Source organism: Arthrobacter sp. NPDC056886 (genome assembly GCF_042788715.1).
In the GTDB taxonomy this organism is placed as follows: Bacteria; Actinomycetota; Actinomycetes; order Actinomycetales; family Micrococcaceae; genus Arthrobacter.
The window spans coordinates 235,164-261,406 of record NZ_JBHUBT010000006.1; the positions used below are offsets into that span (position 1 = coordinate 235,164).

Here is a 26,243-nt window from a genome sequence, read left to right on the forward strand (position 1 = left end):
CGACCTCTGCTAACCGCGCTGCGCCGCGGCTTCCTTGATGATTGAAGCCACGGCTTGTGGCTGGGAGACGTACACGGAATGGCTTGCGGCAACTTCGGTGACCGATGAACCAGCGCGTGTCGACATTGCCTGCTGCGCGGCGGGCGGAATCATCCGGTCCTCTGTGGTGAGCAGGTACCAGCTGGGCAGGGTTCGCCACGCAGGCTTGGTGATTGCGCCCTGGAGTGCGCCGACGCCCCAAGGGACCTGTGAGTCCGCCATGAAGGCCGCCTGTGCGGGCGGCACATCCGCGGCGAAGGAGGCGGAAAACTTTTCGCGGTCCAGGAAGAGGAACCCGTCCTGGGGCGGAAGGATGGGCGGGACGGGGGCGCCGGGTGGCGGGTCGGCGATGAGGGTGTTCACGGATTCGCCCGCGTCGGGGACGAACCCCGCGATGTAGACGAGGGCGGCGACTTTCTCGTCGGTGCCGGCTTCGGTGACGACGGCGCCTCCGTAGGAGTGGCCGACAAGTACGACGGGCCCATCGCACTCTGCGATGGCCCGCCTGGTCACGGCGACGTCGTCGTCCAGGGACACCGTCGGGTTCTGGACAACCTTGACGCTGTAGCCCTCCGCGCTCAGCAGGTCGTACACCCCCTGCCAGCCGGATCCGTCGACGAAGCCGCCGTGCACGAGCACGACGTTCTGTAATGATTCTTCGGACATGGGATTCTCCTGTTTCGAATGGAGTAATAGCCGGATGCTAACCCGGGGCGGAACGTGCCGCTAGGGTCTATGGACTCGGCAATGCCTCGCCGCCACGCCGGCGCGCCGCCCTGGTCACTTCCTCAGCTGGGCAAGACCCGGACGCTCATGTTTGGTTCACCCGGAACCTGCATCTAGGCGGCCCCCTGTTGCCGCCAATAGAAGCGGTGGTAGCATGCCGGCATCCGCGACAGGGCATTCCAACATTCCAGCACTGCAACTCCAAAAGCATGCGGCGCTCCCCATGACATCGACATCATGCGGTATTCCCGCACCGCCCAGATTCGGCCCCATGGGCAGGCTCACAAGCTCGCGCCCGAAGGGGTGGTACACACGAATCCCAATCCATTTCGTCAAAATCCTTGGGATTCGGTCCCGTATTTACGCGAACGATTCGGACGAATGAACGCTCCACGCCTACATCATCCATCCCCGTCCCCCGCAGTTCTCGCGGGCTGACCGGCCTGTCGGCGAAGGGACGCTGGTATCCATCAAGCGAACAATCCGGGTCTGGGCACTCACGTCCGGTGTACCAGACGCACTCGATCCAGGACGTCCGCTGAAAGGAATCGAAAATGGCACTCTCAGACGCTCTCATTAATCTTGGAAAGCAGGCGAAGGACCTCGAGGACTCGGCTGCCGGAACCCGCCAGGAAAACGAGGCAAAACTCAAAGCCCGCTCCGATGCGCTTCGCACCTCGATCGCCGAGGCCAAGTCCACCATGGACGCCAAAGTCGAGGAACGATCCGCGGAAATTTCCGGCCGCTGGAAGCAAATGCAGGTATCGGTCGCCGACGGATTCGACTCGCTGCGCCAGAACATCGAGGCGCGGCGCGCCGACCGCGCGGTTGCCCGCGCGGAACGAACCGCCGAAAACGCCGAATTGGACGCCGAGGAAGCCGTGAACTTCGCCGTTTACGCCCTCCAGGAGGCGGAGTACTACGTTCTGGCGGCCGCCGTGGCCCGCGCGGAATCCGACGCCGCGGAAGCAGGCACCCCGACCCCCTAGCGTTCACCCGCGCACGGTATCCTGTCGCGCGTGGCAGGAGTCGAGGCACAAAATTTGATCAACGCACGGGGTTCGACTATCTGGGAAATCATCACCGACTCCGGCAACTTCGCGGTCTGGCAATCGCTTTGTCCGGCCTGTGACGACGTTTCCGGCCATTCCGAGCTCCTTTCGAAGGGGATCACTCGGGTGCGGGGGTGGTGACCGTCCACCGCCTCGACGGACGGCACAACGGCGGTCGCCCCGCGGCGGAAGCGCTGGCGCAAAGGGCATGCAGTCAGTCGTTGGTACCGCCTTCTGGCGATCGGTCGAGGCGGAGCAAATGCCATTGCCGTGCGTCGAGTCCGATGAACAGCCCCTCGACCAGATCGTCACCGGTGCGTTCGAAACTCATATCCCGGGTCGGGTCGGTCAGTTGCCACCGGTGACCACGCAGGTCCGGCCACGGTGCTCTCACATGACCTTCTGCGGGCGCATCGCTCAGATTTACCACGATCAGCCACCGAGTGGCACCGTCCCAGCTCCAGGCGACGAGATTTTCGAAGCTGTTGTCCCCCGGCCACCCCGACCGTTCACACAATTGCCAGTTCCCGTCCCGAAACGTGGGGTCGGCGACAGCCGCCAAGAGCCGGCGGTAGAAGGCGGCCAGCTGGTCATCGACCGGCTCGGCGGGGAACCGGCCGAGGAACACCGGAAGGTGTGTCCGCCACCCCAGCAGCTGGCCATGGTGAACGAGCCGTGCCCCGGTCTGGGTCAGTGCCGTCACCGCCGCCGCCTGTGCACGCCCGGCTGTGAACGCCGACGCGGCCCGGGGCTCGTCGTGATTCTCCACGAACCGAACGAGGGCGTTCTGATACGTGCGCTCTGCCAGCAGGTGCAGCCGCACCTCGTCGGCACTGAAGCCGAGAAGGCGGTCATACAAACGCTTGTCGTAGCAGTAGTCGAAACCCTGCTGCATGAGGGACCACTCAAGATCCCAGTAGGCTTCGGCGAGGAATACGAAGCCGGGGTGGCTTTCACGAACGGCGGTGATCACCGTCGGCCAGTACTCCGTGCTCGGTGCAGGACCGACCCGGGCACCCCACGTGCGGGCGAAAACGTCGTTCATGACCAGCATCGCCATGTCGCAACGCACCCCGTCGCACTGATCGGCGATCGACCTCACCGTCTCCACCGCCGCCGATCGAAGGGCGGGGTCGAAGGCGTTGAGCTGGACGACATCCGGCCACGCCGGGAAATAGGGGTCCCGCCCATTGGCGAGCACCCGGCCGCCTACCTCGACGAAGGACGCCGGATCCAGGTCCCGATCCGCGGCGGTCCCCTGCACGAAGAGACCGGGTGACTCCGTGGTCCACGGATGATCCGGTGCGACATGGTTGGGAACGAAGTCCAGGATCAACCGGACTCCTCGCACCGCCAGCGCTCCCCGGGCGGCGGCAAGCCCGGCAGGCCCACCCAGACGGTCATCGGCCACATAGTCCCGGACGCAGTACGGGGACCCGACGACGTCCTCGGCACGCCAATCGGGAAGAGCGGCCTGGAAATCGGCCCGCAGGGCTGGGTTTGCCAGTGCAATCCCGATTCCGGCCGGGCTGCGACGCCAGACCCCCATCAACCACACCGAATCGAATCCCAGATCCGCTATCTCGTCCCAGGGCCGTTCAGGGACGGAGCCCAGATCGATTGGTTTGTTTTCCTCGGCGCTGATTGATTCGAGCCATGCCCATGTGTTGATCTCGTAAATAAACGGGTGGGCCACTGCTGGCGACAAGCCAGGAGGCCGGGCCGCCGCTACCATCTCGTCCATCACCGCGCCGTCGCCCCTCATGGCTCTCCGCAAACGGCCTTCTCCCTCAGTGTTGTTTGACATCGGTTCACGGCTCCGTTTCCGGTGGTCCTGTCGTGGTGGTCGGGTCCGGATCGTCCGGATGGTCGGTGAACACCATCCGGTAGCTCTGGCGGGGTGGGTCGAGGAGGAGGTCCGCGACCAGGGCGGTCCATCCCGTCTGGTGCATGGCGCCGAGTCCGGCCCCGTTGTCGCCGTGGAAGTATTCGTAGAACAGCAGATTGTCCTTCCACGCGGGATCGTTCTGCAACAGATCGACGCCGCCATAGGCCGGCCTGCGTCCGTCCGGCCCGGGGAGCCAGATGCTCACCAGCCGATCGGTGAGGTCACCGGCTATCTCCCGCAGGGTCAGGTGGTGGCCGGATCCGGTGGGGTATTCGACGGTGAAGTCGGGACCGAAGAACTCGTCGTACTGCAGCAGCGCCCGGATGGTGAGGTAGTTGACCGGCAGCCACACCGGGCCCCGCCAGTTGGAATTCCCGCCGTACATCGCGGTCCGCGATTCGGCTGGTTCGTACTGGATGGTCGCGGTGGGTAGCCCCGGAACCGCATAGGGCGTGTTGTGCCGCTTGGAGATCGATCGCAGCCCGTGGGGAGACAGGAATGCCTCCTCGTCGAACAGGGTGCCGAACAGCCGGACGAGTTTGTCCATCGGGAGGACCGACAGCAGCGTCCGCCGGGAGTCCCCGGCACCACGGACCTGCCACTCGAGGATCTGGTGCCGGTCGGTCTGTTCCAACCGGCTGGCGAACCGCTTCCGCAGCCGGCGGTTCCGGTCCGTGTCCTGGGTGGGGAGCGCGACCGCGGGCAGCGCCGGGATCAACCCGACGAGGGTCTGCACCTTGATTGGGACGCTGATCCCATAGGGGTCGGTGAGCCGGTCGTAGAAGAAGCCGTCCTCGGTGTCATAGCAGCCTGAGTCCTCGAGCGCGTCCATAATCAGCACGGTCTGTTCCAGGAATTTCACCACCATGTCCTCATAGACATCGTCATGTTCGGCGAGTTTGGTGGCCAGGGTGAGCATTGCCACGGAGTAGTAAGCCATCCACGCGGTACCGTCGGCCTGGTCCAGCCTGAAGCCGGGCGGGAGGTGCGAGCGGTCGATGGGGCTGATGTTGTCCAAGCCTAAAAAGCCGCCGCCGAACAGGTTGTTCCCGTCGGGGTCCTGCCGGTTGAGCCACCAGGTGAAATTCAGCAGCAGTTTGTTGAACACCCGCTTCAGGAAGTGTAGGTCGGTGCCGCCGTCGATGACGAACACCCGGATGGCGGCCAGCGCATGGACGGGCGGATTGACGTCGTCGAAGCTCCACTCATACGACGGGAGCGCACCGTTCGGATGTTGGAACCACTCCCGAAGGAGCACCAACAGCTGGTATTTGGCGAACGCTGGATCCAGGTGCGCCCAGGTGACGGCGTGAAAGGCCAGATCCCAGGCCGCGAACCACGGGTACTCCCACGGGTCGGGCATGGCAAGCACGTCGAAGGAGTCCAGGTGCCGCCACCCCGTGTTCCGGCCGTTACGATGCCCCGCCGGCGGCGCCGGTTGGCCGGGGTCGCCATCCAACCACCGGTTGACCCGGTACGGGTACATTTGTTTGCTCCAGATCAGCCCCGCGCAGGACTGGCGCATCACTTGCATCGGCCCGGCGCCGATCTCAGCGGGGGCAATCGCCGCGTAGAACTCGTCCGCTTCCCGTTCCCGGTCTGTCATGACGTCATCGAAATAAGACTCGAACCACTGGGCCGGGGGTGGGGCTTGGTCCGGGACCGGCCGGTGCAGCCGCAGCCGCAGCTCGGCCCGGCCCCCTCCCGGCACGGTCACCTGGTACCACCAGGCTGCCTTGGTGCCCTGATGTTGCGGATTCACGGTGTCCGTGCCGGAGACCACGTGGTCGTTGATGCCGTCCTTGGGATAGGCGGTGACCGGTGCCGCCCCGTACAGTCGGGCCGTGTTCGTCTCGTTGTCGCAGAACAACGCCTGCGGCCGCACTCCCTCCTTGGTGGGGGCGGCGTCGAGCCGGTAGCCGGACAGCCGTGGGTGCTCGACCGCGACCCCGTCGCCGTCCAGGAACAACGACGGCGCCTCACCGCCGTTGACCTGCCACGTGTTGCGGAACCACAGGGTGGGCAGCACCGAAAGTACCGCTTCCTCGGAGGAATGGTTCTCGATGGTGATCCGGGCAAGTACTTCGGTCGGTGAGGCCTTCGCGTACGCGACATCCACTGACCAGTACCGGCCGCCGTCGAAGACACCGGTATCCATCAACTCGAACTCTGGTTCGTCCCGGGAACGACGGGCGTTCTCATCGATCAGCCGCTGGTAGGGAAACGCTGCCTGCGGGTAGTGATACCGCCATCGCAGCCATGCATGGCTGGGCAGCGCATCCGGGTACCACCAGTATTCTTTGACGTCTTCCCCGTGGTTGCCTTGGGGACCGGTAAGCCCGAACATCCGCTCCTTCAGGATCGGATCGGTCCCGTTCCACAGTGCCAACCCTAGGCACAGGTCATGGTGAATATCGGACAGCCCCGCCATTCCGTCCTCGTTCCACCGGAACGCACGGGACCGGGCGTGGTCATGCGGAAAATAATCCCATGCGTCGCCATTGTCGCTGTAGTCTTCTCGAACCGTGCCCCAGGCCCGCTCCGACAGGTAAGGCCCCCACTCGTACCAGGGATTCGCCTCGAACAGGACGTCTTCCGCTGCTCCAGTGGCCTCGGCCAGCCGGGCATGTTCAGCGGTCACACCCCGAGGTGCCGCGGACGGAATCATGTCGTCGGTCATGACGTCCTCTCACGAAACGCTGACAGCCGAATTCTCGAGATAAGCCAGATCGTGGCCCACTACCTTGGTCACCGTCGAACTTCAGCGACGCCGTGGACCGCGCCGGGTGTGCCCATTGAGCCCGATATTACCAAGCCGAGCATCGCTCCGGTCGCCCCGGGTCAACAATTTACCTGACGTTCACATCGTCCCCACGGCGTTGCGACGACCAGTTGACCTTGCATTGCTCGATGGGCGGGGAATGGCCCTTGGTTGGGTCTGGCTCCGGCGGCGCGACGGAGAGGTGGCAATCCGCAAGCCATGATTCTTGGCAGTGACGTGCTGTCGCATAGCGCGGTGGAGCTGCTGCCCGGATTCCGTAACGTCTACAACCCCGCCGCCTGTTCGTTGCCCGCGTGGGTGGCCGCATGGTTGCCCGCGCCGTCATGTCGTGGCTGGCTTCGGTGAACTCCCCCTAGGTGCACTGAATCTCTACGGAACGGGTCCGAATGCCTTCAACGAGGAGTCCGAACAGGTCGGCCTGCTTGTCGCGGCGCACGCCGCCGTGGCGTTCGCGGATTCCCAGAAGATCAGTCAGCTCGCGAAGCCCTGGTTGCCCGGCAGCTGATCGGCCAGGCTGCTGATTGTCGTTGACAGGAACAGCGAGGCGCTGACTGGACCCGGAGGTTGTATGTCTAGTCTCTGCCGCGCCGTTGCCATATCGTTGGGGCACCGATTACATTCGACCGGCGGAGCCCCGCATCGGAGGTACATGATGGGAATATTTTCGTCTGGTTTTCATGGAAAACGGCGCACCGACAACCCAGCATTACCACCCGGCCAATATGAAACAGCAAGCTTTCCCGTGCTGACGGCGGGGCCGGCACCCTATATCGCCAACGCTGACTGGGAATTCTTCATTACGACGGAGACGGGGCAGCGCCGCGCCTGGACCTGGGATGAGTTCTTGGCACTGCCGCAGGTTGATATCCGGACCGATATTCATTGCGTGACCAGTTGGTCCAAGCTGGGCACCTCGTGGCGCGGGGTGTCCCTGGACACATTGTTCGAGGACGTGGAAACAACGTCCGAGTTCACCACGGCTCACTCCTACGGCGGCTATACGACCAATGTCCCGTTGCAGGACCTGCTGGACGGCCAGGCTTGGGTGGCCTGGGAATTCGACGGCGAGCCATTGGAACGGGCCCACGGCGGCCCCGCCCGCCTGCTGGTACCCCACTTGTACTTTTGGAAGAGTGCGAAGTGGATCAATGGCATCGAACTGATGCCGCACGATGTTCCCGGCTTCTGGGAATCCAACGGTTACCACATCTACGGCGACCCGTGGCGCGAGGAGCGCTACTCATGAGGCAGGACAGATGAGCACCCTGTGGCGCGTCGCCGACGTCGTCAGCGGCGTTCCCGAAACGGAATCGTCCAGAACCATCGGGCTGCGCGTTGACGGTCTGAACGGCAACCTTGCCGGCCAGCACATCGATATCCGGCTCACAGCCGACGACGGCTACATGGCAGTGCGGTCCTACTCCGTGGCCACAGCCGGGATGAACGAAATCCTGGAGATCACGGTCGACGAATTAGCCAACGGGGAGGTCTCCCCCTATCTGGTCAGAGACCTGATGGTCGGAGACCAGTTGGAGATAAGGGGCCCCGTCGGCGGCTGGTTCGTCTGGCGGCCGACTGACCCGAACCCGGTACAGCTGATCGCCGGAGGATCCGGCATCGTCCCGCTCATGTCCATGATCCGCGCCCACGAGGCATCCGAGAATCCCTCACAGTTCCGGTTGCTGTACTCGCTCAAATCGCCCGAGGCAGGGTTCTACCGGGAGGAGCTGCTCACCCTGAGCCAGAAATCTCCCAAGCTGACCGTCGACTACTTCTATACACGCACAGTCCCGGAGGGCTGGCCTAGCCCCCCGAAGCGACTCACAGCTGAAACTCTGTTGGCAAACATCCTGCCGGCGGACGTTGCCCCCGCCATTTTCATCTGCGGTCAGACGATGTTTGTCGAGACGGTCACGGAGTGGCTGGTGCGGGCGGGCTATCCGACCGCCTCGATCAAAACCGAACGCTTCGGCGGAACGGGAGGAATACGGTGACTGGCAACAACGGCTCCGCGGCCCCAGGTGCTGAAGACCCGCACCTCGAAGACCAGGACATCGCCGGAACCGCAGGCAATCCAATACCTCATCTTGACGGTAACGCGGCGGCGGGACCGCTGTGGGAATTGTTCCGCATTGACATCATTGCGGCGATCGGTCGGTGCAAGAACTGTGGCGCTGTCAGGGTCTTCGGGGAAGCAGCGGTCTATGCCGACGCACCGGGAATAGTTGTGCGGTGCAGTTCCTGTGGGGGCGTCCTGCTGCGTCTCGTAGAGACTCCGACCAAGTTCTGGCTCGATGTCAGTGGACTCAGCTACCTCCAGATCGACCGGGAGAGCTAAGGCACGTCCCTGATTTACGCCCCGCCGTGTTGAGGGCCCCGGACGCGGACTCTGTGGAGGTAGTCTGCGACGATGCTGAACATCCTCAACCCTTGCCGCCTGTTCATCATGGGTGCCAGCGGATCGGGAACCACAACACTCGGCCGTGCGATCGCCAACGAATGGGCGGTACCGCACGCCGACGCCGACGACTACTTCTGGCAGCCGACCTCACCGCCCTACAAGATCCAACGGGACCCCTCCGAGCGCATTTCGCTGATGCGTGAAGTCTTCCTGCCGCGGACTGCCTGGGTTCTTTCCGGCTCCATTATGGGCTGGGGCGAGGAACTCGTTGAGAACATTGATGCAGTGGTGCTCCTGACACTCGATCCGGCGTCGCGCATGTCGAGGCTTCAGGCCAGAGAGACAGTCAGGTCGCGCGGACTAGCCACAACCGGCGGGGTGGACGATGCAGCCCACGAGGAGTTCTTGTCCTGGGCGCGAGGATACGACGACCCCGAGTTCGCAGGCCGGAATCGCGGTCGACACGACCAGTGGCTGGCAAGGCTGTCCTGCCCCGTACTGCGACTCGACAGCTCCCGGCCGGTGGACCGCTTAGTTCATGCAGTTACGTCACGAAGCATCACCGATCAGTCGCCAACAATTTGAAGGCTACAACTTCCACGACGGCGTCCTCGGGCAAGCCTGGATAGTGGCTTTGCAGCCCCCGCCGGAGGTCCTCGATTCGCATTCCCGGGCCTAACCGCGCGTCGTCGTCGGTCATTTGGTCAAGCCGGCGGCTGACGACGTCCGTAACCAAACCGTCCAAGGAGCGGTGCCCGGCATCATCTTCGAACACGAATAAGGCGGGTCCGAGCGCCATCGGATCGTCGTAGCGGATGGTGGTGGTCTTGGTGCCGCTGGCAACAGGATCGAAGTAGCGCTTGTTGAACCGCACGACCCGTCGCGCATTGGCATCTGGGAAGAAGAAGGGGTCCAGCCCCAGCGGCGGCAGCCGCACCCAGGACAACAAGTTCGGCACACGGGCCGCCGGTGAAGTGATGGACATTCGCTCCAGCGTGAATCCTGCCTGCGGAATCCATGGCTGCCGCACCGACCGTGTGATCGGGGTCTGATCCGAGCGTCGCAGCAAGATTCTCAGCCGCTGCGATAACTGACATCTCGGACTCAAATAGCTTCATGGGCTCATTCTGCCGGAACACCCGCCGCCGCGGTTAGGCTTGCAGCCATGGCGATCATTCATGAGGCAGAACTGCAGCCTACGAAACTTGAACTACTCGAAGAGTGGCTGCCCCGCCAGCCCTGGTTCACTGAGCCTGGCACGGCAGGACTGTGCAAAGTCGGCTCCTACCGCTTCGACGACCCCGCCGGCGAAGTCGGCATAGAAACGATCATCGTCTCGGTAGGCAGCTCCACCGTCCAAGTTCCGCTCACGTACAGGGCCCGGCCCCTGGCCGGCGCGGAACCATGGCTAGTCGGGACGATGCAGCACTCGGTTCTCGGCCCCAGATGGGTTTACGATGCCTGCGCCGATCCCATCTATGTCGCAGCACTGGCGGCGAGCATCATGCTGGGGCGGCCGCAGGCAGAGCAATACCTCCAAAAAGGGGGAACACAAGAACTCCTGAACCAGTCGGTCTTCGTGCACAGCACCGGGCCGACACTCGACGCAGTTCCTGACGTCTGTTCGTCCACGCCACGCACCATCGACGCCGGCACGGCTATCGAGACTGCGGGTCTTCACTTAATCGTTGTGCGGCGACTGGACCTTAGCGAGCAACCAGTCGGCCGGCTCACGTTGACCGGTACCTGGGAAGGACAGAAGAACGGCGTCAAACTCGCCGCCATAAGCGAGGCCTGACATTTTCGTGACCTAGGAGCGGTCCACTCCGTTGTTGTCCCTGGGATGGTCGTTGCCTTCCTGCTGTTCGTGTTGTTCCCGCAGCTCTCGCCCGCGGCGGATGTCGTCTTCTTCGTTCGCCTGCATTTTGTCGCTCTTCTTGGTGTCCCGGGGCGGCAGCTGGATGGTTTCCTCGGCCTCGATGCCGGCCTGGAGCTGGCGGCCGCGTTCCATCTCGGCGTCGAACTCAGCACCGAACAGCAGCGACATGTTCAGGATCCAGAGCCATAGCAGCGAGATGATGACGCCGCCGATCGCACCATAGGTCTTCTCGTAGCTGTTGAAGTTGGCAACGTAGAAGGCGAAGGCCAGGGATGAAAGCAGGAAGATCACCAGGGCGATTGTGGATCCCAGGCTCATCCAGCGGAACTTGGGCTGCTTTACGTTCGGCGTGGCGTAGTAGAGGATAGCGATCGCCAGGATCACGAGCAGCACGATCACCGGCCACTTGAGAATGTTCCACGCCGTCAGGACGGCGCCGCCCAAGCCGATTGCGTTGCCGACAGACTCGGCCACCGGCCCGCTCAGGACCAGCATGGCTGAGAGCACCAGGACGATCAGTACGGTGGCGATCGTGACCACGAGCATCGTGCCCCGAAGTTTGATGAACGGCCGGCCCTCATCGATTTCATAGATCCGGTTCATGGCCCGGCCAAACGCACCGACGTAGCCGGAGGCGGACCAGAGGGCGGTGAGGATGCCGAGTACCAGGGTGAGTCCGGCAGCGGAGGAACTGCTGAGCTGCTCGACTGGCTGGCGGATGGCTTCCACCGTGTCGCCGGGCGCGAAGCCCTGGACGATCTCCAGGAGAGCGGATGTGGTTTTCCCGGCCTGCCCGAAAATGCCCAGCAAGGACACGAGGGCCAACAGCGCCGGGAAAATGGAGAGGACCGAGTAGTACGTCAGGGCTGCGGCGAGATCCGGGCACTGGTCCTTCGTGAATTCACGCAGGGTCTTCTTCGCGATGTACTTCCAGGACGGCTTGATGACGTCGGTGGGGCTGTCCGGTTTGCGGGAGTCGTCCGGGGCGGGTGCCGTCCGGGCCTTAGCGGTGCTGCTCTCGTCCGTTTCTGCGTCGGTCATGGAGTCATTTTCTGCCTTGGCAGGGTTCTTGGCCATGGAAAAATCCTTCTTGGGGTTAAGCGAAGTGGCCGGCCGCCCAGCGCATTAGCGAGGGCAGCCGGCCGGATTCAGATGCGGCCTCAGGCCTGCTGAACGTTGTCCTTGGCTTCGGCGGTCCGATCCTTGACGTCCGCCACAGCCGTTTGGCCTTCTGCCTTGACGTGGTCGGTAGCGTCCGCCGCGGTGGCCTTGACGTTTTCCATGGCTTCCTGGGCGGGCTCCTTGAGTCCCTCCGCCACGTGCTTGGCGGCGTCCGTCAGTTCCGTGGTGAGCGGCTCGGCGGCTGTCTTGAGGGCGTCGGCGGCTTCACGCTCCTTCTGGCTGGCCGGAATCAGGGAGGACACCAGGAGCCCGGCGCCGAAAGCGATCAGCCCGGCGGCCAGCGGGTTCCCCTGGGTCTTCGCCTTCAGTTGGGTCGGCGCCGCCGCGACCGCTGAACCGGCGTCACTCACGTGCGCGCCAGCGCTTCCTGCGGCTGAATGGACGTTGTCGGCGGTGTGGTCCGCGGCTCCCATGACCTTCTCCTTCACTCCAAAGACGGCGTCCTTGACCTTGTCGGTTTGCCGCTGGACGATGTGCGACGGCGTGACCTTGTCGGCGACGGCGTCCACGTTGGTGCCCAGCCGCGCGCGGGTTGCTTCAATATCTGCTCGGATGACATCCGGGTTTTCACTCATCGTGTTTCCTCGCTGAATCTAAGAGTTGGGTTTCAAGGTGGGCGGGATTTCCTGCAGGGTCTCGGCGGTCTGGGGCAGGCCCTTGATCGCGTTAAGTTCTTTGCGGCCCATGGCTGCCAGGATGGCGGCGACAATGGCCCAGATGACGGCGACAACGACGGCGGACCAGCCGCCGCCCATCAGGGTCCCTAGAGCCCACCAAAGCGCCAAAGACAGGAACAGGAGCACGAAGTGGCCAGCGACACCGGCGCCCGCGAGCATGCCGGTGCCTTTGCCGGCCCGGGTGGCGGACTGCTTGAGTTCGACCTTGGCCAGTTCCACTTCCTGACGCATCAGGGTGGACATGTCCCGGGTGACTTCGCCCAGGAGGTCACCCAAGGAGTTGGTTTCCGCCTTCGCCTGGGCGGCAGTGGGAGGGATTTCGCTGCTCATCGACGGCCGCCGTTAAAGGGATCATCGCGCAGCGGATCCGCCGACCGGAGGGGCTCGCCGGCGAGGGGCTCAGTGGCCCGGCGGCCCGGCGCGCCGTCGCGGAGGGGATCGGTGGCGCCCAACTCGGAGTCCAACGGATTCGGAGGATACGTGTCCGCGTAGCCCGCCGTCGTGGTTTGCGGAGCCGGCATCTGCACCGGCGGCGGCGGAACGGCTACCCCGGTATCGGGGATCCGTCCGGCGGCAGACGTTCCGGTTGCGGTGGTGCTAGTCGTTTCGGGGGCCCCGGCGCTCAGGCTGCGGCTGAGGCGTCCGGCCAGCACGCCGGCTCCCGCCGCGAGCAGGAGGAACGTGCCCGGGCGCTGGCGGGCAAAGGACTTTACGTCGGTCAGCAGCGAACCCGGGTCCCGATTATCGAGCCAGGATGCAACGGCGGAGGAGCGCTCTGCGGCTTGGCGGACAAGGTCGGTGGCCACACCGGGCTGATCGGAGGCAGCGGCCATGGAATGCAGTTCGCCGGCGACGGACCGCAGGCCTTCGGCGACCTTCTGCTGCTGTGTTCCTGCCTGTTCGGTGAGATCAGACTTGGCCTTGTGCATCAGGTCCCGGGCATTGGTCTTGACCTCGGCGGCGACGTTGGCTGCCTCCGTCTTGGCAGTCTCGGCGACGTTCTGTGCTGAGTCGGCTGCGTGCCGCGTTACGTCTGCCGCTTCGTCCTTGGCTGCCTCCTGTTTGGAGCCAGCGCGTTCCGCACCCTGAGGGGGCACCACGCCAACGCCGGCGTACTGGTCCGTGGAAGCTTGGGGTGTTGCCTGGGCCCATGGGTTCTCTGTCATCGTTGCTCTCTTTCAGGAATGGACCGCGTGGGATCGTGACTAGCGGTACCGGGTGAATTAGTAAGCACGGTTACTAACTAGATAGTAAGCACACTTGGTATATGTAACGCAAGCCCTTACTGAAAGTCGAACGGACGCCGCCCTGCAAATAGCCCACACGGCGGCCTTTGTGCATGAAAAATAGTAAGCATGCTTGCAAAACGGGTGCTCGGCGTGCTTACTGTGGAGGTGGACGTCGGCCCGTTTGGCGTCGCTCCTGACAACGTGATTTCGTTGCCAGCCCCAATCAGGAAGGCTCTCGTAGTGATCGTCGCCCCTGAGCCCCGCGCCCGGGACGGATACCGGCTTCTGACCGTGGCTGCCCGTCTTGTCCAACGCCTCCACGACGACGCCTTGGCCCCGTTGGGTCTGACGCGTGCCGCCGTAATCGCCTTGGAAGCCGTGGCACCCCGCGCCATGTACCAGGAACAGCTTGCCGCAAAGGTTCATGTTCAAAGCCAGACGCTGGGTCGCGTTCTTGCCCGACTGGAGGAGGGTGGGCTGGTCACGAGGACACGTAACCCCGCCGACAGGCGGCAGTTTCAGGTCCAAATTACCGAATCCGGATATGCCGCACTGCAAGCGGCCTCTCAGGCTGAGAGTGCGGCCGTACCTGCGGACTTCGACGGCTGGGAGAGCCTGTCAGAACAACTCGCCCGGTTTGTGGAATTCTTCCAGAATCCACGACCGGGCACTCGAAACCCCGGCGCCCCTCCGGCGCCCAAGGCCGGTCCCGAAGCTGCAATGAATTAGCCTGCCGCGGTTGGATTCCGCTCGGCCTGCCATCCTGGCAGGCTCGGCCAGCGGCCGCATCCATTGCAGGCAAGATCAAGGCAAGACCGCGCAGGGACCGCTGCAACTGCAGCCACGACCCGGGTATTGCACGACACAACGCATGCTGATTAAATCGCGGTTACGGCCGCATTCCACGACCGGTCTACCGAAAGGAAGTACAGTAATGGGAATTCTTGCGTTCCTCATTCTCGGCCTTATCGCAGGAGCTATCGCCAAGGCGATCCTTCCCGGCCGGCAGGGAGGCGGCTGGGTGATCACACTCGTTATCGGCGTCGTCGGCGCCATCCTCGGAGGCTGGATAGGTTCACTGATCTTCGGCGGAGGCCTCGCTGACTTCTTCGACCTGCGGACCTGGCTCCTCTCCATCCTCGGTGCCGTTATTGTGCTCCTGATCTATGGCGCCGTTGCCGGCCGCAGAAGCAGGGCATAGAGCCCTGCATGCATGAACTTCCCGTAAGGGCGTTCTGCGAATTCTGTTAGACGGCTGCTGGCCGGTGCTGTGACACCCCGGGAGGCAACGCCCGGGGTGCTCCCCCGACACTGCCGGAAAACACGTTGCACGATGCCCACGACCATGACTGGCCCGGCTGCCCGGCAAAACTTCGTGGAGCACAGACTCCCGAGGCCCCTCGCGGCCGAAGTCGCCGCTCCAAGCGCTTCACACCGGTGAGCGGGGGTGCAAATCAGCAAGGAGATGGACATGGACAACTTATTCCGCCGCACCGGCATCGACATGCCCGAACCCGTCCGGCGCTTCCTGCAGGGTGAGACAGAAACCTGGCTAAGAGTCGAGGAATACCGCGACGGAAACACGTTTGTGGTCAGAACCGATGTCCCCGGCATCGACCCAGATAGGGACATCGATATCACGGTCACCGATGGGACATTGCACATTGCTGCCCGGCGAACGGAACCAGCCCACAAGGATCAACCGGGTTACCGGACCGAAGTGCGCTACGGCGAATACTCGCGCAGCATCCCGCTTCCCCGCAGCACGAACCCGGAGGCTATAGAGGCAAGTTACATCGACGGTGTCCTCGAAATCCGCGCCCAGCTACCGGAGCAGTCAGGAACGTCGGCCACGAAAGTGCACGTCTCACGCGGTGCGGGCCAGCCGCCGGAGGCACCTGAAACTCCATGAATTGACCGGCACCCACAGAGCGGAACGACCCTGATGACGATCAAGCTCAACACCGTGGCACTGCGCCATGCCCGGCGGCTGATCAAGGACGCAACGATTGCCCGGGATTCCCGGGGCGACTGGAGCGAGCACGCCCCTGACGCCGACCAGGAAAACGCGTTCCTCGACCGGCACGGCTACACCGAGTACGGCACGTGGCATCTGGGCGAAGACACCGAGAAGCCCCACGACACCAAAGGGCGTTACAGCTTTCCCTACGGGGATTTCCGGCGGCTGCACCGCTGCGCGATTCTTGCCATCGAGAGTCGGGCCGCCCAGAACGACCACGAAGACATCGCCAAAGCAGCGAAATCCCTCCTCGACGAACTCGATAGAGACTAGAACCGGCGGCCCGGTGTAGCTATGGCCTCGGGCCTGCGGCAGTGCCAGTATGTTGGGAATCGGGTTCAACCAAGGCACCCGGCGCCGGGCAGAAAGGACGCACGGTCATGACCTACATCAACAACTTCGCCGATGTGGGACATGGCGACGTCGAGGTGGCAGGCGGCAAGGGCGTCGGACTGGGCGGCCTCACCCAGGCCGGCCTACCGGTTCCTCCGGGGTTTGTATTGAGCACCGCGGCCTATACGGATTTTGTGGCTGCCAACCACCTCGAGGCAGGCATCCGCGAGCTGGCCGCACTGGCGCCGCTGGCAGCGCCACAGGACTACGAGGATGCCTCGAAGCGGATCCGCGCCCTGTTCTCCGGCGGCACCATGCCGGCCGTGATCGCAGCAGAACTCGGCGATGCTTACGGGCGCCTGGGCAACGGGGATTCGGCTGTGGCGGTGCGCTCCTCAGCCACGGCCGAGGACCTCGCCTCGGCCAGCTTCGCCGGCCAACAGGAAACCTACCTGAACGTCTGCGGGGTGGACGCCTTGGTCGAGGCCGTGACCGATTGCTGGGCTTCCCTGTGGACGGCGCGTGCCATGGCCTACCGGGCCCGCGAGGGCATTGGGCCAGACGCTGTGAGCCTTGCGGTGGTGGTCCAGCAGATGGTCGAGGCCGAGGCAGCCGGGGTCATGTTCACCGCCAATCCGGCTAACGGGCGCCGCGACCAGATAGTGATCAGTGCCGCGTGGGGTCTGGGTGAGTCCGTGGTCAGCGGCACGGTGACCACAGATGACGTCGTCGTCGAGGCAGCCACGGGCTGGGTGCTGTCGCGCCGCACAGCTGACAAGGAGGTCATGACTGTCTATGCGGATCACGGCACGCGGGAGCAACCGGTGCCGGCGACTCGCCGTCGTCAGCCCGTCCTCGACAACCAGGCCGCGGCCGCGCTGGCCGGCTATGGGACGCGGATTGCTGATCATTTCGGGGTGCCGCAGGACATCGAGTGGGCACGGGCCGGCGGCGAATTCTTCATCCTGCAATCCCGGCCGATCACGGCACTGCCTGAACCGTCGGCTGACACCCCGGATGTCTGGACGGTGCCGTACCCGAAGGGGATGTACTTCCGGGCGAGCATCGTAGAACAGTTGCCCGACCCGCTTTCGCCGCTGTTCGCCGATCTGATTGACGGCTCGGTGGCCCGTTCGTTGCGAGCCCTGATGGCCGAGGCCGTCGGGAAGAACGTCATCCGCGATGACGACGTGGGACTGCCCACCATTAACGGCTACGCCTATTACTACTACCGCACCTCGGGAATGTGGCGCATGATGGGCAAGTCGCTGACCGCAGTACGGGCGCTGGCCCGCGGCAAGGCGCACATGGGAGTGGCCGGCTGGCGGGAATTTTCGCATCCCCGCTACGAGCAAGCGATCAAGGACTGGTCCGCGACCCCCGTCGAGGAGCTCTCCGGCGAGAAACTGTTCGAGGGCGTGCAGGCGTTGCTGGACGCCGGCACCGTCTACTACACGGCCGTGCAGTCAATCATTCCCATCGCCGCAACAAGCGAAATCTCCTTCCGGGCCTACTACGACAGGTTCGTTCGGCGCGACGGAGATCCCCCCGCCCAGACGTTCCTCCTCGGCTATGACAGCGAACCTATCCGGGCGGAGAAGTCGCTATACGATCTAGCAGCTTGGGCGCGTGAAGTTCCGGGACTGGCCCCGGCGGTCGTCAACGAACCCACAGCGGCACTGGCCGAGGCCCAGCACTCCGGGATCCCGCCGGCCGGCATGGACCAGGCGCTCTGGCAGCAATGGCATCCCCGCTTCCGGGATCACCTCGACCGGTTCGGCCATGCGGTCTACAACCTCGACTTCGTCAGCCCGTTGCCGGCCGACGATCCCTCCACCCTGCTGGAGACGGTGAAGTTCTACCTGCGGGGACAAGGCAACGACCCCCACGAGCGCCAGCGGCTATCGGCCGAGCGCAGGGAGAACCAAACCAACCAGGCGATCACCCGACTCGGGCCGAAACGCAAGGCCCCGTTCCTCCGGTTGCTCCGGTGGGCTCAGAACGCCGCCCCGATCCGCGAGGACGCTCTGGCCGACGTCGGCCTGGCCTGGCCGCTGCTACGGCGGATGCTGCTCGAACTGGGACGGCGGCTGGTGGACTCCGCCGTCATCGCCGAGCCTGCCGACGTCTTCTGGCTGCGCCGCCAGGAGCTGCAAAGCGCCGTCGAGTTCGGCCTCGCCGCGCAGGGCGCATCGGCGGCCGTGGCAATTACTGGCGCGGAGCGGCCCGTCCGCGCCGACGCCGTCGAGGAGCGCAAGATGCTGTGGCGAGGGCAGGCCAAGGCCGCTGCCCCGCAACTGCTCCCGAGAAGCCGGTGGATGGAGGGGGCCTTCGGGAAAATGATGCCCGCAGGCTCACAGGACCAGCTGGGCAACATCATCAAGGGCGTCGGCGCCAGCGCGGGCCGGGTCACCGCTCCGGCCCGCGTCCTCAGGGGGCCCCAGGATTTCGCCCTGATGGTGCCCGGAGACGTCCTGGTGGCCCGCATCACCACTCCCGCCTGGACCTCGCTGTTCGCGATGGCCTCCGCCGTTGTCACCGACGTCGGCGGACCGTTGAGCCACAGCTCGATCGTGGCCCGCGAGTACGGCATCCCCGCCGTGCTCGGCACCGGGGTGGCCACCCAACGGCTGACCAGCGGCCAGCGGATCCGCGTGGACGGCGACGCCGGCACCGTGGCGATCGAGGATCCGGGAGTTACGCAGGGGCCGTGACCCGATCACTTCCGGGCGAGTAACCGTGCAACACTGATCCGATGTCGACCTTCAGCATCTCCACTTCCTGCGAGTTTTCCGACGTCGAAGTTCTCTCCTTGTACGAATCCGTGGGCTGGACCGCCTATACACGGGACCCAGAACTGCTCACCAGGGCGATCCGAAGTTCCTCGTTTGTTGTCACAGCCCGAAACGAGGAAGGCGGGCTGGTTGGCCTCGCGCGGGTCATATCCGACAACGCGACCATCTGCTATGTGCAGGACATCCTGGTGCGCCCGACGTTCCAAGGCACGGGTATAGGGCGGGCCCTGGTGGAGCAAGTGTCAGCAAGGTACCAGCATGTCCGGCAAACAGTGCTCATTACAGACAACGAACCAGCGCAGCGCGCCTTCTACGAAGCCTTGGGATTTACTGAGGGGTCGAACTTCACTCCGGAACCCGTCCGCGTCTTCGCCCAATTTCACTAACAGGAGGCCGGCAAGCCTCGTAACTGGATCAACTTGATTGGCCGTTCCTGCCGTCTGCTAGTGCTCGATGATGCGGAGCCTGCTTGTTGGACCGACGGCCAGCTCGGCCCGGCCGCCGATGGGCAGTGTGACTCCGGTCGACCGTCCCGCCGAATTGCGTGGCCAGACGACGAGCATCGGCGGTAGATTGTCGCCATGGGACAGACTTCCTCAGGCAGCCGGGATTTGCTCACGGATCGGCTATTGGGTGTGGCGGAGTTCAGCCATGCGCATTGGTTCTTCGGCAATCTCTATGAGGCCCTCGTCAAGATCCCCCACCGGGTCGCGGCCGCGGAAGCAAGCCGTGAACTCCCCCGCTCGCCCTTTGGCGCGGGAAGCCCCGGCCGCTACTACGCCCCGATCGCCCCGATCAACGCCCCAGCGGCCATCGCTGCCCTCGTGGCAGGCTGGAAGCATGCCGACAGCAGGCCATGGCTGATAGTCGCTGCTGCCAGTTCGACGACGGGCGCGGCCGCCACCGCGTATCTGCTCCGGACCATCAACCCCGCCCTGTTCTTCAGCCCACAACCGCTCAGCGAGATGCGGCGCAACCCCCTGCTGAAACGGTGGTACAGGGTCCACGCACTCCGGCTCGCAGCCAGCGCTGTTGCCCTGGCCGCCATCCATGAGGCACGAACACTTCGGCTCAGAAGCCGCGGATAACAGCCAAGCGCTACCGACCTGAAGGAGATCTTCATGGGCAAGCTCACTGTCACCGCTTTTACCACTCTGGACAACGTCGCAGAGGAACCCCAGCTCTGGACGGGCCCGTTCTTCAGTGACGCTACCGCGGCATTTAACGAACAAGTGCTGGCCGATGCGGACTCGATGCTGCTCGGCCGGGTCACCTACGACGGATTCGCCGCCTCCTGGCCGTCACGGTCGGGCGACTTCACCGCCGACAAGTTCAACGCCATGCCGAAGTATGTCGTGTCGACCACCATGGACCACGCGGACTGGAACAACAGCACGATTTTCGCCAACGACATACCCGGCAGGGTCCGCGCGCTTCGCGAACGGGAAAACGTGATCGTCTGGGGAAGCCCGACGCTGGTCAAGACGCTCATGGCGGAGAACCTCGTCGACGAGTACGTTCTGCTGGTCTCCCCCATCGTGCTCGGTGGTGGCAAGAAGATGCTGCCGGAGGACGGAACCCGGCACACGCTGCACATCGTCGAACTTGAACTCCTCGAAGGCGGGATGCTGGCACTCCGGATGGCGCCTGCGGCCTGAGGCATGAGCCCACCCGGCCCGTTCCGCAGTCGGGAACCTCCTGTCCCCGGCTGCGCTAGTCCGCGGGACCCGTCCCGTCCGGCTGGCTGGCATCAACCGGGAAGGTCATGAACGCCGGCGTCTCATAGGGATGCGCAGACAGCGCGGCGTCGACGACGGCGTCGCGCCGGGAGCGCGGGTAGATCGCCTCGATCCGCGTTTCCGGCACCTCCGCCGGCGCATCGACGGCGCCGATGGTCGGGTTCGCGCCCTGCAGCGGCGTGAAGCGGCCGGTGCCTTCGAGGCTGAAGGAGCAGTGCGAGTAGTTGCCCAGCCGGCCCGCGCCGGCGTCGCCAATGGCCTGCCGGACCGCGTGCGCAGCTTCGGTGGGGACGTAAATGACCAGACAATCCATGGGCTCCATGCCAGGAAGTCTGCCACGGAGCGCAGTTGGGCAGAGAGAATATGGGGGCCGGATTGGGGACCGCTATGTCGCGATGACCCGGGCCACCCAGCAACTCGTCATCCTCACAAACCCCTGACGTCTGCCAAGGCGTGACTGCCACCCGACGGTCACGGTGTGGGGACCGCTGAGCGGCGCGAAAGCGACGTGCGGGCACCGGCTTCCAAGGCGCCGGCTCCGGCCTATCATGGGGATCACGGAACGGAACGCAAGCGGGGGCCGCTCAGCATGACCAACGAACGCCAAGGCAATGAAGCGCCGACGGGAAACGTCGCGCTCGTGACCGGCGCCAGCCGAGGCGTCGGCCGGGGCATCGCGCTTGGCCTGCTGGAAGCGGGATTTCGAGTTTACGGCTCGGGCCGCTCGATCGAGCAGGCGGACCTACCGCCGGAGATCCGGCGCCTGCCCTGCGACCAGCTCAAAGACGAAGAGACGGCGCAGGTGTTCGAAACGATCCGGTCCGAGTGCGGCGCCCTCCATCTTCTCGTCAATTGCGCCTGGGGCGGCTACGAGAAGATGGTCGAAGATGGAGCATTCACGTGGCCTGCGCCGTTTTGGGATCAACCGGCGCACCGCTGGACCGGCATGATGGACGCCGGAGTGCGCGCGGCATTTGTGTGTTCGGCACACGCGGCGCGCATGATGACGCCACGGCACCGCGGTCTGATCGTCAACATCAGCTTCTGGTCCGCGCAGCGTCACCTCGGCAACACGATCTACGGCATCGCAAAAGCAGCCACTGACAAGATGACCTCCGACATGGCCGTCGAGCTAAAACCGTTCGCTGTTCCGGTGGTCTCGCTCTACCCCGGTCTGGTTCGAACCGAGGCGGTGGTGGCTGCGGCGAAAAGCGGCGCGTTCGATCTCTCGACCAGCGAAAGCCCAGAGTTCATCGGCCGCGTGATCAACGCGCTGTTCCACGATCCGAACCTGATGGCGCGGACCGGCCAAGTGCTGGTCGCCGCCGCGGTTGCCAAGAAGTTCGGCGTACTGGACGTCGACGGAAATTCGCCGCCGGTGCTGACACTGGCAGACATCGGTTCCGAGGGGTGAGCCCCCAGACGAGGTGGGGAGGCCTTCGATCAGCCTCGGTTGAGGGCGGCGAGCCGGTGCTGCACCCAGAATCCGTCTCCCCCGCTGTTGGTAGTCTTAGCGGTCTATCGCCTTTCCACCGGACATCACTTGAGGTGCAATCCATGACCGCGACGACACCCCCTCCGGGCACCGTCCTTCTCGCCGGCGCCACCGGCGATCTCGGCGGGCTAATCCTGCGGAATCTGGTCGGCCTGGGGGCTACCGTTCGGGTCCTGACCCGACCAAGGACCGACCCAGCGCGGATCGCACAGCTACGCGCCCAGGGCGCCGAGGTGGTCCAGGCGGATTACGATGATCCGGACGGTCTCCGAAGGGCCTGCACGGATGTTGACTGTGTAATCTCGGCGATCAACGGTCTCGACGGCGTCATCTTGGGTGCTCAGTCGCGCTTGCTGGAGGCGGCGGCCGCGGTGGGCGTGCCCCGTTTCATCCCGTCCGATTTCTCCGTCGACTACCGCGGTATCCGGCCTCGAAGCAACCGGAATCTGGAGCTCCGCAGGGACCTCGCTCAGCGGCTGGACGCAACTCAAATCCAGGCCACGTCGATCCTCAACGGCGCCTTCACCGACATGCTCTCCGGGCAGGCGCCATTGATCCTGTTCTCGCGGCGCCGTGTGCTCTTCTGGTCCGACCCCGACCAGGTGCTCGACTTCACCACCAAAGAGGACACTGCCACCTACACCGCCTCCGTCGCCGTCGACGAGCGGGCGCCGCGTGTCCTCCAGATCGCCGGGGACCAGGTCACGGCAAGGACCCTGGCATCCACCATGACCGACCTGACCGGCACGCAGTTCCGGCTCCTCTACGCGGGCAGCGTTGGTTCCCTGACTGCCATCAGCCGGGCAGTTAGAGCCATCATGCCGGCCTCTACCGAACCGTTCCCCGCGTGGCAGGGCATGCAGTACTTCGCCAGCATGTTCAGTGGAGACGCGACTCTGCGTTATATCAACAACGACCGGTACGGAAGCCGGAAATGGACCACGGCCCGGGACGTTCTGGAGCAGCATCTCCATAGCCAAACGCCACCTCTAAGTAGCCCGCGAGCCACCGTTCACAAGACATGATGAATGCCGCGACCCACCGAGGACTCCCGGGCCCGGTCCGGGGCTGGGCGTTCACTGGGTTGGCCCGGCTAGGAGCTTTCTGATCTGGGCGAGCTTTGCTTCGGACGCTTCGAGGCCCAGCCGAAGCCCTTCGACTGTCGCGGTACTCGTGTCAGCCGCATCGACGGGCGGTGCGGAAACTTTCTTGGGAGCCAGGAAGAAGTTGGCCAGGTAACCGGTGAACGTGCCGAAGATGCCGACACCGAGGACGATAATGCCTGCCCCGATCACACGGCCCAGATCGGTGACCGGATATTGGTCACCGTATCCAACTGTCGAGATAGTGACGATCGTGTACCAGATGGCGTCCGAGGCGCTCGTGATGTTGGCCCCGGGGGCGTACTGCTCGACGCGGAGCATCGTGAGGCTTCCGAATTCCAGGACCAAAATGCCCATGAGCAACAGGACGTACAGGGAACTGCCGGCCCGGTCTTTGATCAGCGCGCGGCCGACCGTGCGGACGCCGACCTCACGGAGCAGGCGGTACACCCGGACCAGCCGGAAGATCCGCAGGATCTTGAATTGAGCAACAGGCACGCTGGCCAACAGGTCGGCCCAGCCGAAGTGCTTGAAGAAATAGGCGCCCGCCGATGGCGCGGTGACGATCCGGTAGAGGAAGTCGGCGAGGAAAATCACACTGAAAATGCCGTTCATCACCGTGAGCACGGTGTCGAGCGACGTGTCCCGCACGACATACAAGAGCACGAGATTGACGATCGACAGGACCGAAAGGATACCAATGAAGATTTCGTATCCAGTGCTCTTCAGTTCACTGCGTTCCTTGGTCATATGAGGATTCTGGCACGCAAGCAGCGGCATAGCCGACACTATTTTCGCCCAGCTACGAGAGGGTCTGCTCCCAGACCTCTTGATGCCGTGCGACGTACTGAGCAGCGGCACGCCAGTGTTCGCCGTGTCCATTGACAAACATCTTGGCCCAGGGCTGGAAACCGGTCTGGTTCGAGGTCTCCAGGAGATTGAACATCGCCGCTGTTCGTTTCGCCATAGCGGCCGGCAGCGCCTTGCGTAGCGCGCCATCAGCTTCGTACCCGTCAACGACGGCGCGTAGTCTCAAAGCCGCATCTTGCACTGGTTGCCCGTCGAACAGCTGGCCGAACGACTGCGCGGCGTACGCCAAATCCCACAGCCGCGTGCTGGGACCTGCGCCATCCCAATCGATGAACACCCAGCGGTCTCCCATGATGAGGTTCCACGGAGCGAGGTCGTTATGGCACATCAGATTCGGATTTTCAGCGGGCAGCAGCGTGTTCCAGTCGTCCGGATTGGGAATCACTACTTCTTCACTTGCATCATGGATGTCCCGGATCATCCGGCCCACTCGTAGCAAATCGTCGTGCCCGAGGGGCAATTGATCCAGCGCGAGTGCGCCTTCGATGTACTCGACCACAAGCCGGCCGTCTGCGTCCCGGCCTAGGGGCTGAGGAACATCCACGCCTGATGACCGGAGCGCACCAAGATAGCTCTGCACGGCGGAAGAGTTTTCCAGCCAAGGTTTTCGGACGGTTTGGCCAACGCGCACGACCCGTTCCGACGCGTTTCCCCCTGTCAGTTCCTGCTCGTCCTCGACCATCCCAGAAGGCTACTGGGCGCGGGCCAGATCGGCCAACGGCCCGCGTGGCCGTGCGGTGGAGGCACACCCAGGTTCGTCGTCCACAGCGAACGAAGAGTCCCCCACCTTATCCGCCTATCGGGCGCCGGTACGCTTCGGTGGAGATCCATTGAGCGCAAGAAAGGCATGCTCCGTGAACCTTTTTACGGCCAGTGTCGTGCCCGGCGGTCCGGCAGCAACCGCCGAAGTAGCCGAGGTCCTGAACAACGCAGCGGCAGCAACCGTCCGCACCTCCGACCCGGTGGTGGGACCCGGCCAGTACCTGAAAATCGAGACGACAGAGCTCACCGGCGGGGGCATGCAAGCCGCCGACGGAAGTGACATTTCCTGGCAGGAAACGACCGGCGGCCAGGTTTATGTTCCGGCAGACAGGAAGGGTGAATGGGTCTGGAACCGTGAAGAGCGTGTCCCCCTCGAGTCCTCCAGCGAAGCCGCCAAGGCTGCGGCAGCCGAGTTACGGAAAGCACAGAGGTTGCAGCCGGAAGGGCAGGCGGGGCCGGTCGGGATTCAGCGTGCCCCCGGAGGCGCCTTCTACGGGAACGAGCCAACAGTGGCGTCATCGTCGGGGACAGGCAGGCAACAGTCGACGGCAGAAGCGGCATCGCCATCGGCATCCCCTCTCCCGACGGAGGGACGAGGCGCGACATCATCATCGATCCCACCTCGGGACTCGTGATCGGGGAACAGGACGTACTGCTGAAGGACTATCTTGGCTCCCCCGCCGGAACCGTCTCGACCTGGACCTCTGTAGAGACTTCCGTGGTGAACTCTGCGCCCTAGGATGCTGAAAGCCGAGGGATGACCGCCGCGTGGCGGCCATCCCTCGGCCAACAGGTCGCAGCTTGACCTGCGGACCGTCGAATCGTCGAAGACCCGGGGGTGAGCGGTGGTAGGTTCCGGGAAAATGTTTGTCCCGGCACCGGGCATTCTCTCGGCGGCGCGCCTCGGCTAAAGTCAATCCATACTGACAAGGTTGGGGGAAACCAAATGAGTACACCTTCTGTGCCCGTTCGCACGAAAACTGGCCGACTGAACAAACTTGCCGTTGCAGCCATCGTCTTTGCGGCCATAGCTGCATCGGGACTTTTGGTGTTCGGGGTGGCGGTCCTTGCCGTATTCGCCGTGGGTGCGGGACACGTCTCACTGAATCAGATCAAGCTGAGGGGTGAGAGAGGCCGTGGACTGGCAATTGCTGCCCTGGCTATCGGGTACGCCATAGCCACCCTGTCATTGTTCAGCAGCCTGTCGTATATCCCGAGCGCAATCCAACAGTTCATGACGTAATTTCGAGCCACGTCGCGATCCTTGTCTG

29 protein-coding genes are annotated in these 26,243 nt (G+C 64.1%); 18 read left to right on the forward strand and 11 right to left on the reverse strand.

Annotated features, from left to right (window positions below; genetic code table 11):
- Positions 1 to 9: 9 nt before the first annotated feature.
- Positions 10 to 705, reverse strand: coding sequence for an alpha/beta hydrolase (locus ACFRJ8_RS12405; protein WP_377986461.1), 696 nt, complete (start codon positions 703 to 705; stop codon positions 10 to 12).
- A gap of 614 nt (positions 706 to 1,319) precedes the next feature.
- On the opposite strand from ACFRJ8_RS12405, the gene ACFRJ8_RS12410 reads away from it, so the two are divergent.
- Entirely contained in the window at positions 1,320 to 1,754 is a 435-nt protein-coding gene (locus tag ACFRJ8_RS12410; RefSeq protein ID WP_377986462.1) for a hypothetical protein, read from the forward strand.
- A 277-nt stretch (positions 1,755 to 2,031) separates the two neighbouring features.
- Here ACFRJ8_RS12410 and ACFRJ8_RS12415 read toward each other — a convergent pair whose 3' ends face one another.
- Positions 2,032 to 3,525 carry a hypothetical protein gene (locus tag ACFRJ8_RS12415; protein ID WP_377986463.1) on the reverse strand — a complete coding sequence of 498 codons (1,494 nt, stop codon included), beginning with the start codon at positions 3,523 to 3,525 and terminating at the stop codon, positions 2,032 to 2,034.
- A 103-nt stretch (positions 3,526 to 3,628) separates the two neighbouring features.
- The gene (locus ACFRJ8_RS12420; protein WP_377986464.1) at positions 3,629 to 6,385 is read right to left on the reverse strand and encodes a glucosidase; all 2,757 of its coding nucleotides are present in this window, start codon (positions 6,383 to 6,385) and stop codon (positions 3,629 to 3,631) included.
- 430 nt (positions 6,386 to 6,815) lie between these two features.
- Between ACFRJ8_RS12420 and ACFRJ8_RS12425 the strand changes: the two genes are divergently transcribed.
- The 5 genes from ACFRJ8_RS12425 (at position 6,816) to ACFRJ8_RS12445 (ending at position 9,473) form a co-directional block, all read left to right on the forward strand.
- The gene (locus ACFRJ8_RS12425; RefSeq protein ID WP_377986465.1) at positions 6,816 to 6,992 is read left to right on the forward strand and encodes a hypothetical protein; all 177 of its coding nucleotides are present in this window, start codon (positions 6,816 to 6,818) and stop codon (positions 6,990 to 6,992) included.
- A gap of 147 nt (positions 6,993 to 7,139) precedes the next feature.
- On the forward strand, positions 7,140 to 7,733 hold the full coding sequence (locus ACFRJ8_RS12430) for a sulfite oxidase-like oxidoreductase (RefSeq protein ID WP_377986553.1): 594 nt from the start codon (positions 7,140 to 7,142) through the stop codon (positions 7,731 to 7,733).
- Between the two features lie 10 nt (positions 7,734 to 7,743).
- A complete protein-coding gene (locus ACFRJ8_RS12435; protein ID WP_377986466.1) occupies positions 7,744 to 8,481 on the forward strand; it encodes an FAD-binding oxidoreductase in 738 nt (245 codons plus the stop codon).
- Complete coding sequence (locus ACFRJ8_RS12440) at positions 8,478 to 8,825, forward strand: DUF6510 family protein (RefSeq protein WP_377986467.1); 348 nt, start codon at positions 8,478 to 8,480, stop codon at positions 8,823 to 8,825. The genes ACFRJ8_RS12435 and ACFRJ8_RS12440 overlap by 4 nt, the downstream gene beginning before the upstream one ends.
- Before the next feature lie 72 nt (positions 8,826 to 8,897).
- Positions 8,898 to 9,473: a hypothetical protein gene (locus ACFRJ8_RS12445; RefSeq protein WP_377986468.1), complete on the forward strand. Its 576-nt coding sequence runs from the start codon at positions 8,898 to 8,900 to the stop codon at positions 9,471 to 9,473.
- Here ACFRJ8_RS12445 and ACFRJ8_RS12450 read toward each other — a convergent pair.
- Positions 9,448 to 9,873 carry an ASCH domain-containing protein gene (locus ACFRJ8_RS12450; RefSeq protein ID WP_377986469.1) on the reverse strand — a complete coding sequence of 142 codons (426 nt, stop codon included), beginning with the start codon at positions 9,871 to 9,873 and terminating at the stop codon, positions 9,448 to 9,450. The two genes, ACFRJ8_RS12445 and ACFRJ8_RS12450, sit on opposite strands and share 26 nt — an antisense overlap.
- A gap of 180 nt (positions 9,874 to 10,053) precedes the next feature.
- Between ACFRJ8_RS12450 and ACFRJ8_RS12455 the strand changes: the two genes are divergently transcribed.
- The gene (locus tag ACFRJ8_RS12455; RefSeq protein ID WP_377986470.1) at positions 10,054 to 10,686 is read left to right on the forward strand and encodes a hypothetical protein; all 633 of its coding nucleotides are present in this window, start codon (positions 10,054 to 10,056) and stop codon (positions 10,684 to 10,686) included.
- Positions 10,687 to 10,698: 12 nt separating this feature from the next.
- Here the strand turns inward: ACFRJ8_RS12455 and ACFRJ8_RS12460 are convergent, their stop codons facing one another.
- The 4 genes from ACFRJ8_RS12460 to ACFRJ8_RS12475 form a co-directional block, all read right to left on the reverse strand.
- Positions 10,699 to 11,844 carry a YihY/virulence factor BrkB family protein gene (locus ACFRJ8_RS12460; RefSeq protein WP_377986471.1) on the reverse strand — a complete coding sequence of 382 codons (1,146 nt, stop codon included), beginning with the start codon at positions 11,842 to 11,844 and terminating at the stop codon, positions 10,699 to 10,701.
- Between the two features lie 83 nt (positions 11,845 to 11,927).
- Positions 11,928 to 12,524 (reverse strand): DUF3618 domain-containing protein, encoded by a 597-nt coding sequence (locus ACFRJ8_RS12465; RefSeq protein ID WP_377986472.1) that lies wholly within the window; start codon positions 12,522 to 12,524, stop codon positions 11,928 to 11,930.
- A gap of 18 nt (positions 12,525 to 12,542) precedes the next feature.
- Positions 12,543 to 12,956: a phage holin family protein gene (locus ACFRJ8_RS12470; RefSeq protein ID WP_377986473.1), complete on the reverse strand. Its 414-nt coding sequence runs from the start codon at positions 12,954 to 12,956 to the stop codon at positions 12,543 to 12,545.
- A complete protein-coding gene (locus ACFRJ8_RS12475) occupies positions 12,953 to 13,792 on the reverse strand; it encodes a hypothetical protein (RefSeq protein ID WP_377986474.1) in 840 nt (279 codons plus the stop codon). Before ACFRJ8_RS12475 ends, ACFRJ8_RS12470 begins: the two co-directional genes overlap by 4 nt.
- 189 nt (positions 13,793 to 13,981) lie before the next feature.
- Between ACFRJ8_RS12475 and ACFRJ8_RS12480 the strand changes: the two genes are divergently transcribed.
- The 8 genes from ACFRJ8_RS12480 to ACFRJ8_RS12515 all read left to right on the forward strand — a co-directional run bounded on the left by ACFRJ8_RS12480 (position 13,982) and on the right by ACFRJ8_RS12515 (position 20,661).
- On the forward strand, positions 13,982 to 14,584 hold the full coding sequence (locus tag ACFRJ8_RS12480; protein WP_377986475.1) for a MarR family winged helix-turn-helix transcriptional regulator: 603 nt from the start codon (positions 13,982 to 13,984) through the stop codon (positions 14,582 to 14,584).
- Positions 14,585 to 14,789: 205 nt separating this feature from the next.
- A complete protein-coding gene (locus ACFRJ8_RS12485) occupies positions 14,790 to 15,056 on the forward strand; it encodes a GlsB/YeaQ/YmgE family stress response membrane protein (protein WP_377986476.1) in 267 nt (88 codons plus the stop codon).
- A 270-nt stretch (positions 15,057 to 15,326) separates the two neighbouring features.
- Positions 15,327 to 15,767: an Hsp20/alpha crystallin family protein gene (locus ACFRJ8_RS12490; RefSeq protein WP_377986477.1), complete on the forward strand. Its 441-nt coding sequence runs from the start codon at positions 15,327 to 15,329 to the stop codon at positions 15,765 to 15,767.
- A gap of 33 nt (positions 15,768 to 15,800) precedes the next feature.
- Complete coding sequence (locus tag ACFRJ8_RS12495) at positions 15,801 to 16,148, forward strand: hypothetical protein (protein ID WP_377986478.1); 348 nt, start codon at positions 15,801 to 15,803, stop codon at positions 16,146 to 16,148.
- A 107-nt stretch (positions 16,149 to 16,255) separates the two neighbouring features.
- Positions 16,256 to 18,922 (forward strand): PEP/pyruvate-binding domain-containing protein, encoded by a 2,667-nt coding sequence (locus ACFRJ8_RS12500; RefSeq protein WP_377986479.1) that lies wholly within the window; start codon positions 16,256 to 16,258, stop codon positions 18,920 to 18,922.
- Positions 18,923 to 18,963: 41 nt separating this feature from the next.
- A complete protein-coding gene (locus ACFRJ8_RS12505) occupies positions 18,964 to 19,389 on the forward strand; it encodes a GNAT family N-acetyltransferase (RefSeq protein ID WP_377986480.1) in 426 nt (141 codons plus the stop codon).
- Between the two features lie 195 nt (positions 19,390 to 19,584).
- Positions 19,585 to 20,091, forward strand: a complete 507-nt coding sequence (locus tag ACFRJ8_RS12510; protein ID WP_377986481.1) for a hypothetical protein — start codon at positions 19,585 to 19,587, stop codon at positions 20,089 to 20,091.
- A 33-nt stretch (positions 20,092 to 20,124) separates the two neighbouring features.
- Positions 20,125 to 20,661 (forward strand): dihydrofolate reductase family protein, encoded by a 537-nt coding sequence (locus tag ACFRJ8_RS12515; protein WP_377986482.1) that lies wholly within the window; start codon positions 20,125 to 20,127, stop codon positions 20,659 to 20,661.
- Between the two features lie 55 nt (positions 20,662 to 20,716).
- On the opposite strand, the gene ACFRJ8_RS12520 is transcribed toward ACFRJ8_RS12515, so the two are convergent.
- A complete protein-coding gene (locus tag ACFRJ8_RS12520) occupies positions 20,717 to 21,064 on the reverse strand; it encodes a hypothetical protein (protein WP_377986483.1) in 348 nt (115 codons plus the stop codon).
- A gap of 267 nt (positions 21,065 to 21,331) precedes the next feature.
- Here ACFRJ8_RS12520 and ACFRJ8_RS12525 point away from each other — a divergent pair, with 267 nt between their 5' ends.
- Together ACFRJ8_RS12525 and ACFRJ8_RS12530 are read left to right on the forward strand one after the other, a co-directional pair.
- Positions 21,332 to 22,156, forward strand: coding sequence for an SDR family NAD(P)-dependent oxidoreductase (locus ACFRJ8_RS12525; RefSeq protein ID WP_377986484.1), 825 nt, complete (start codon positions 21,332 to 21,334; stop codon positions 22,154 to 22,156).
- A 143-nt stretch (positions 22,157 to 22,299) separates the two neighbouring features.
- Positions 22,300 to 23,262, forward strand: coding sequence for an aromatic alcohol reductase (locus ACFRJ8_RS12530; RefSeq protein ID WP_377986485.1), 963 nt, complete (start codon positions 22,300 to 22,302; stop codon positions 23,260 to 23,262).
- Positions 23,263 to 23,313: 51 nt separating this feature from the next.
- Here the strand turns inward: ACFRJ8_RS12530 and ACFRJ8_RS12535 are convergent, their stop codons facing one another.
- Positions 23,314 to 24,090 (reverse strand): ion transporter, encoded by a 777-nt coding sequence (locus tag ACFRJ8_RS12535; RefSeq protein WP_377986486.1) that lies wholly within the window; start codon positions 24,088 to 24,090, stop codon positions 23,314 to 23,316.
- A 52-nt stretch (positions 24,091 to 24,142) separates the two neighbouring features.
- Positions 24,143 to 24,892: a phosphotransferase gene (locus tag ACFRJ8_RS12540; RefSeq protein WP_377986487.1), complete on the reverse strand. Its 750-nt coding sequence runs from the start codon at positions 24,890 to 24,892 to the stop codon at positions 24,143 to 24,145.
- Between the two features lie 1,026 nt (positions 24,893 to 25,918).
- On the opposite strand from ACFRJ8_RS12540, the gene ACFRJ8_RS12545 reads away from it, so the two are divergent.
- Positions 25,919 to 26,215 carry a DUF4190 domain-containing protein gene (locus ACFRJ8_RS12545; protein ID WP_377986488.1) on the forward strand — a complete coding sequence of 99 codons (297 nt, stop codon included), beginning with the start codon at positions 25,919 to 25,921 and terminating at the stop codon, positions 26,213 to 26,215.
- Positions 26,216 to 26,243: the final 28 nt, after the last annotated feature.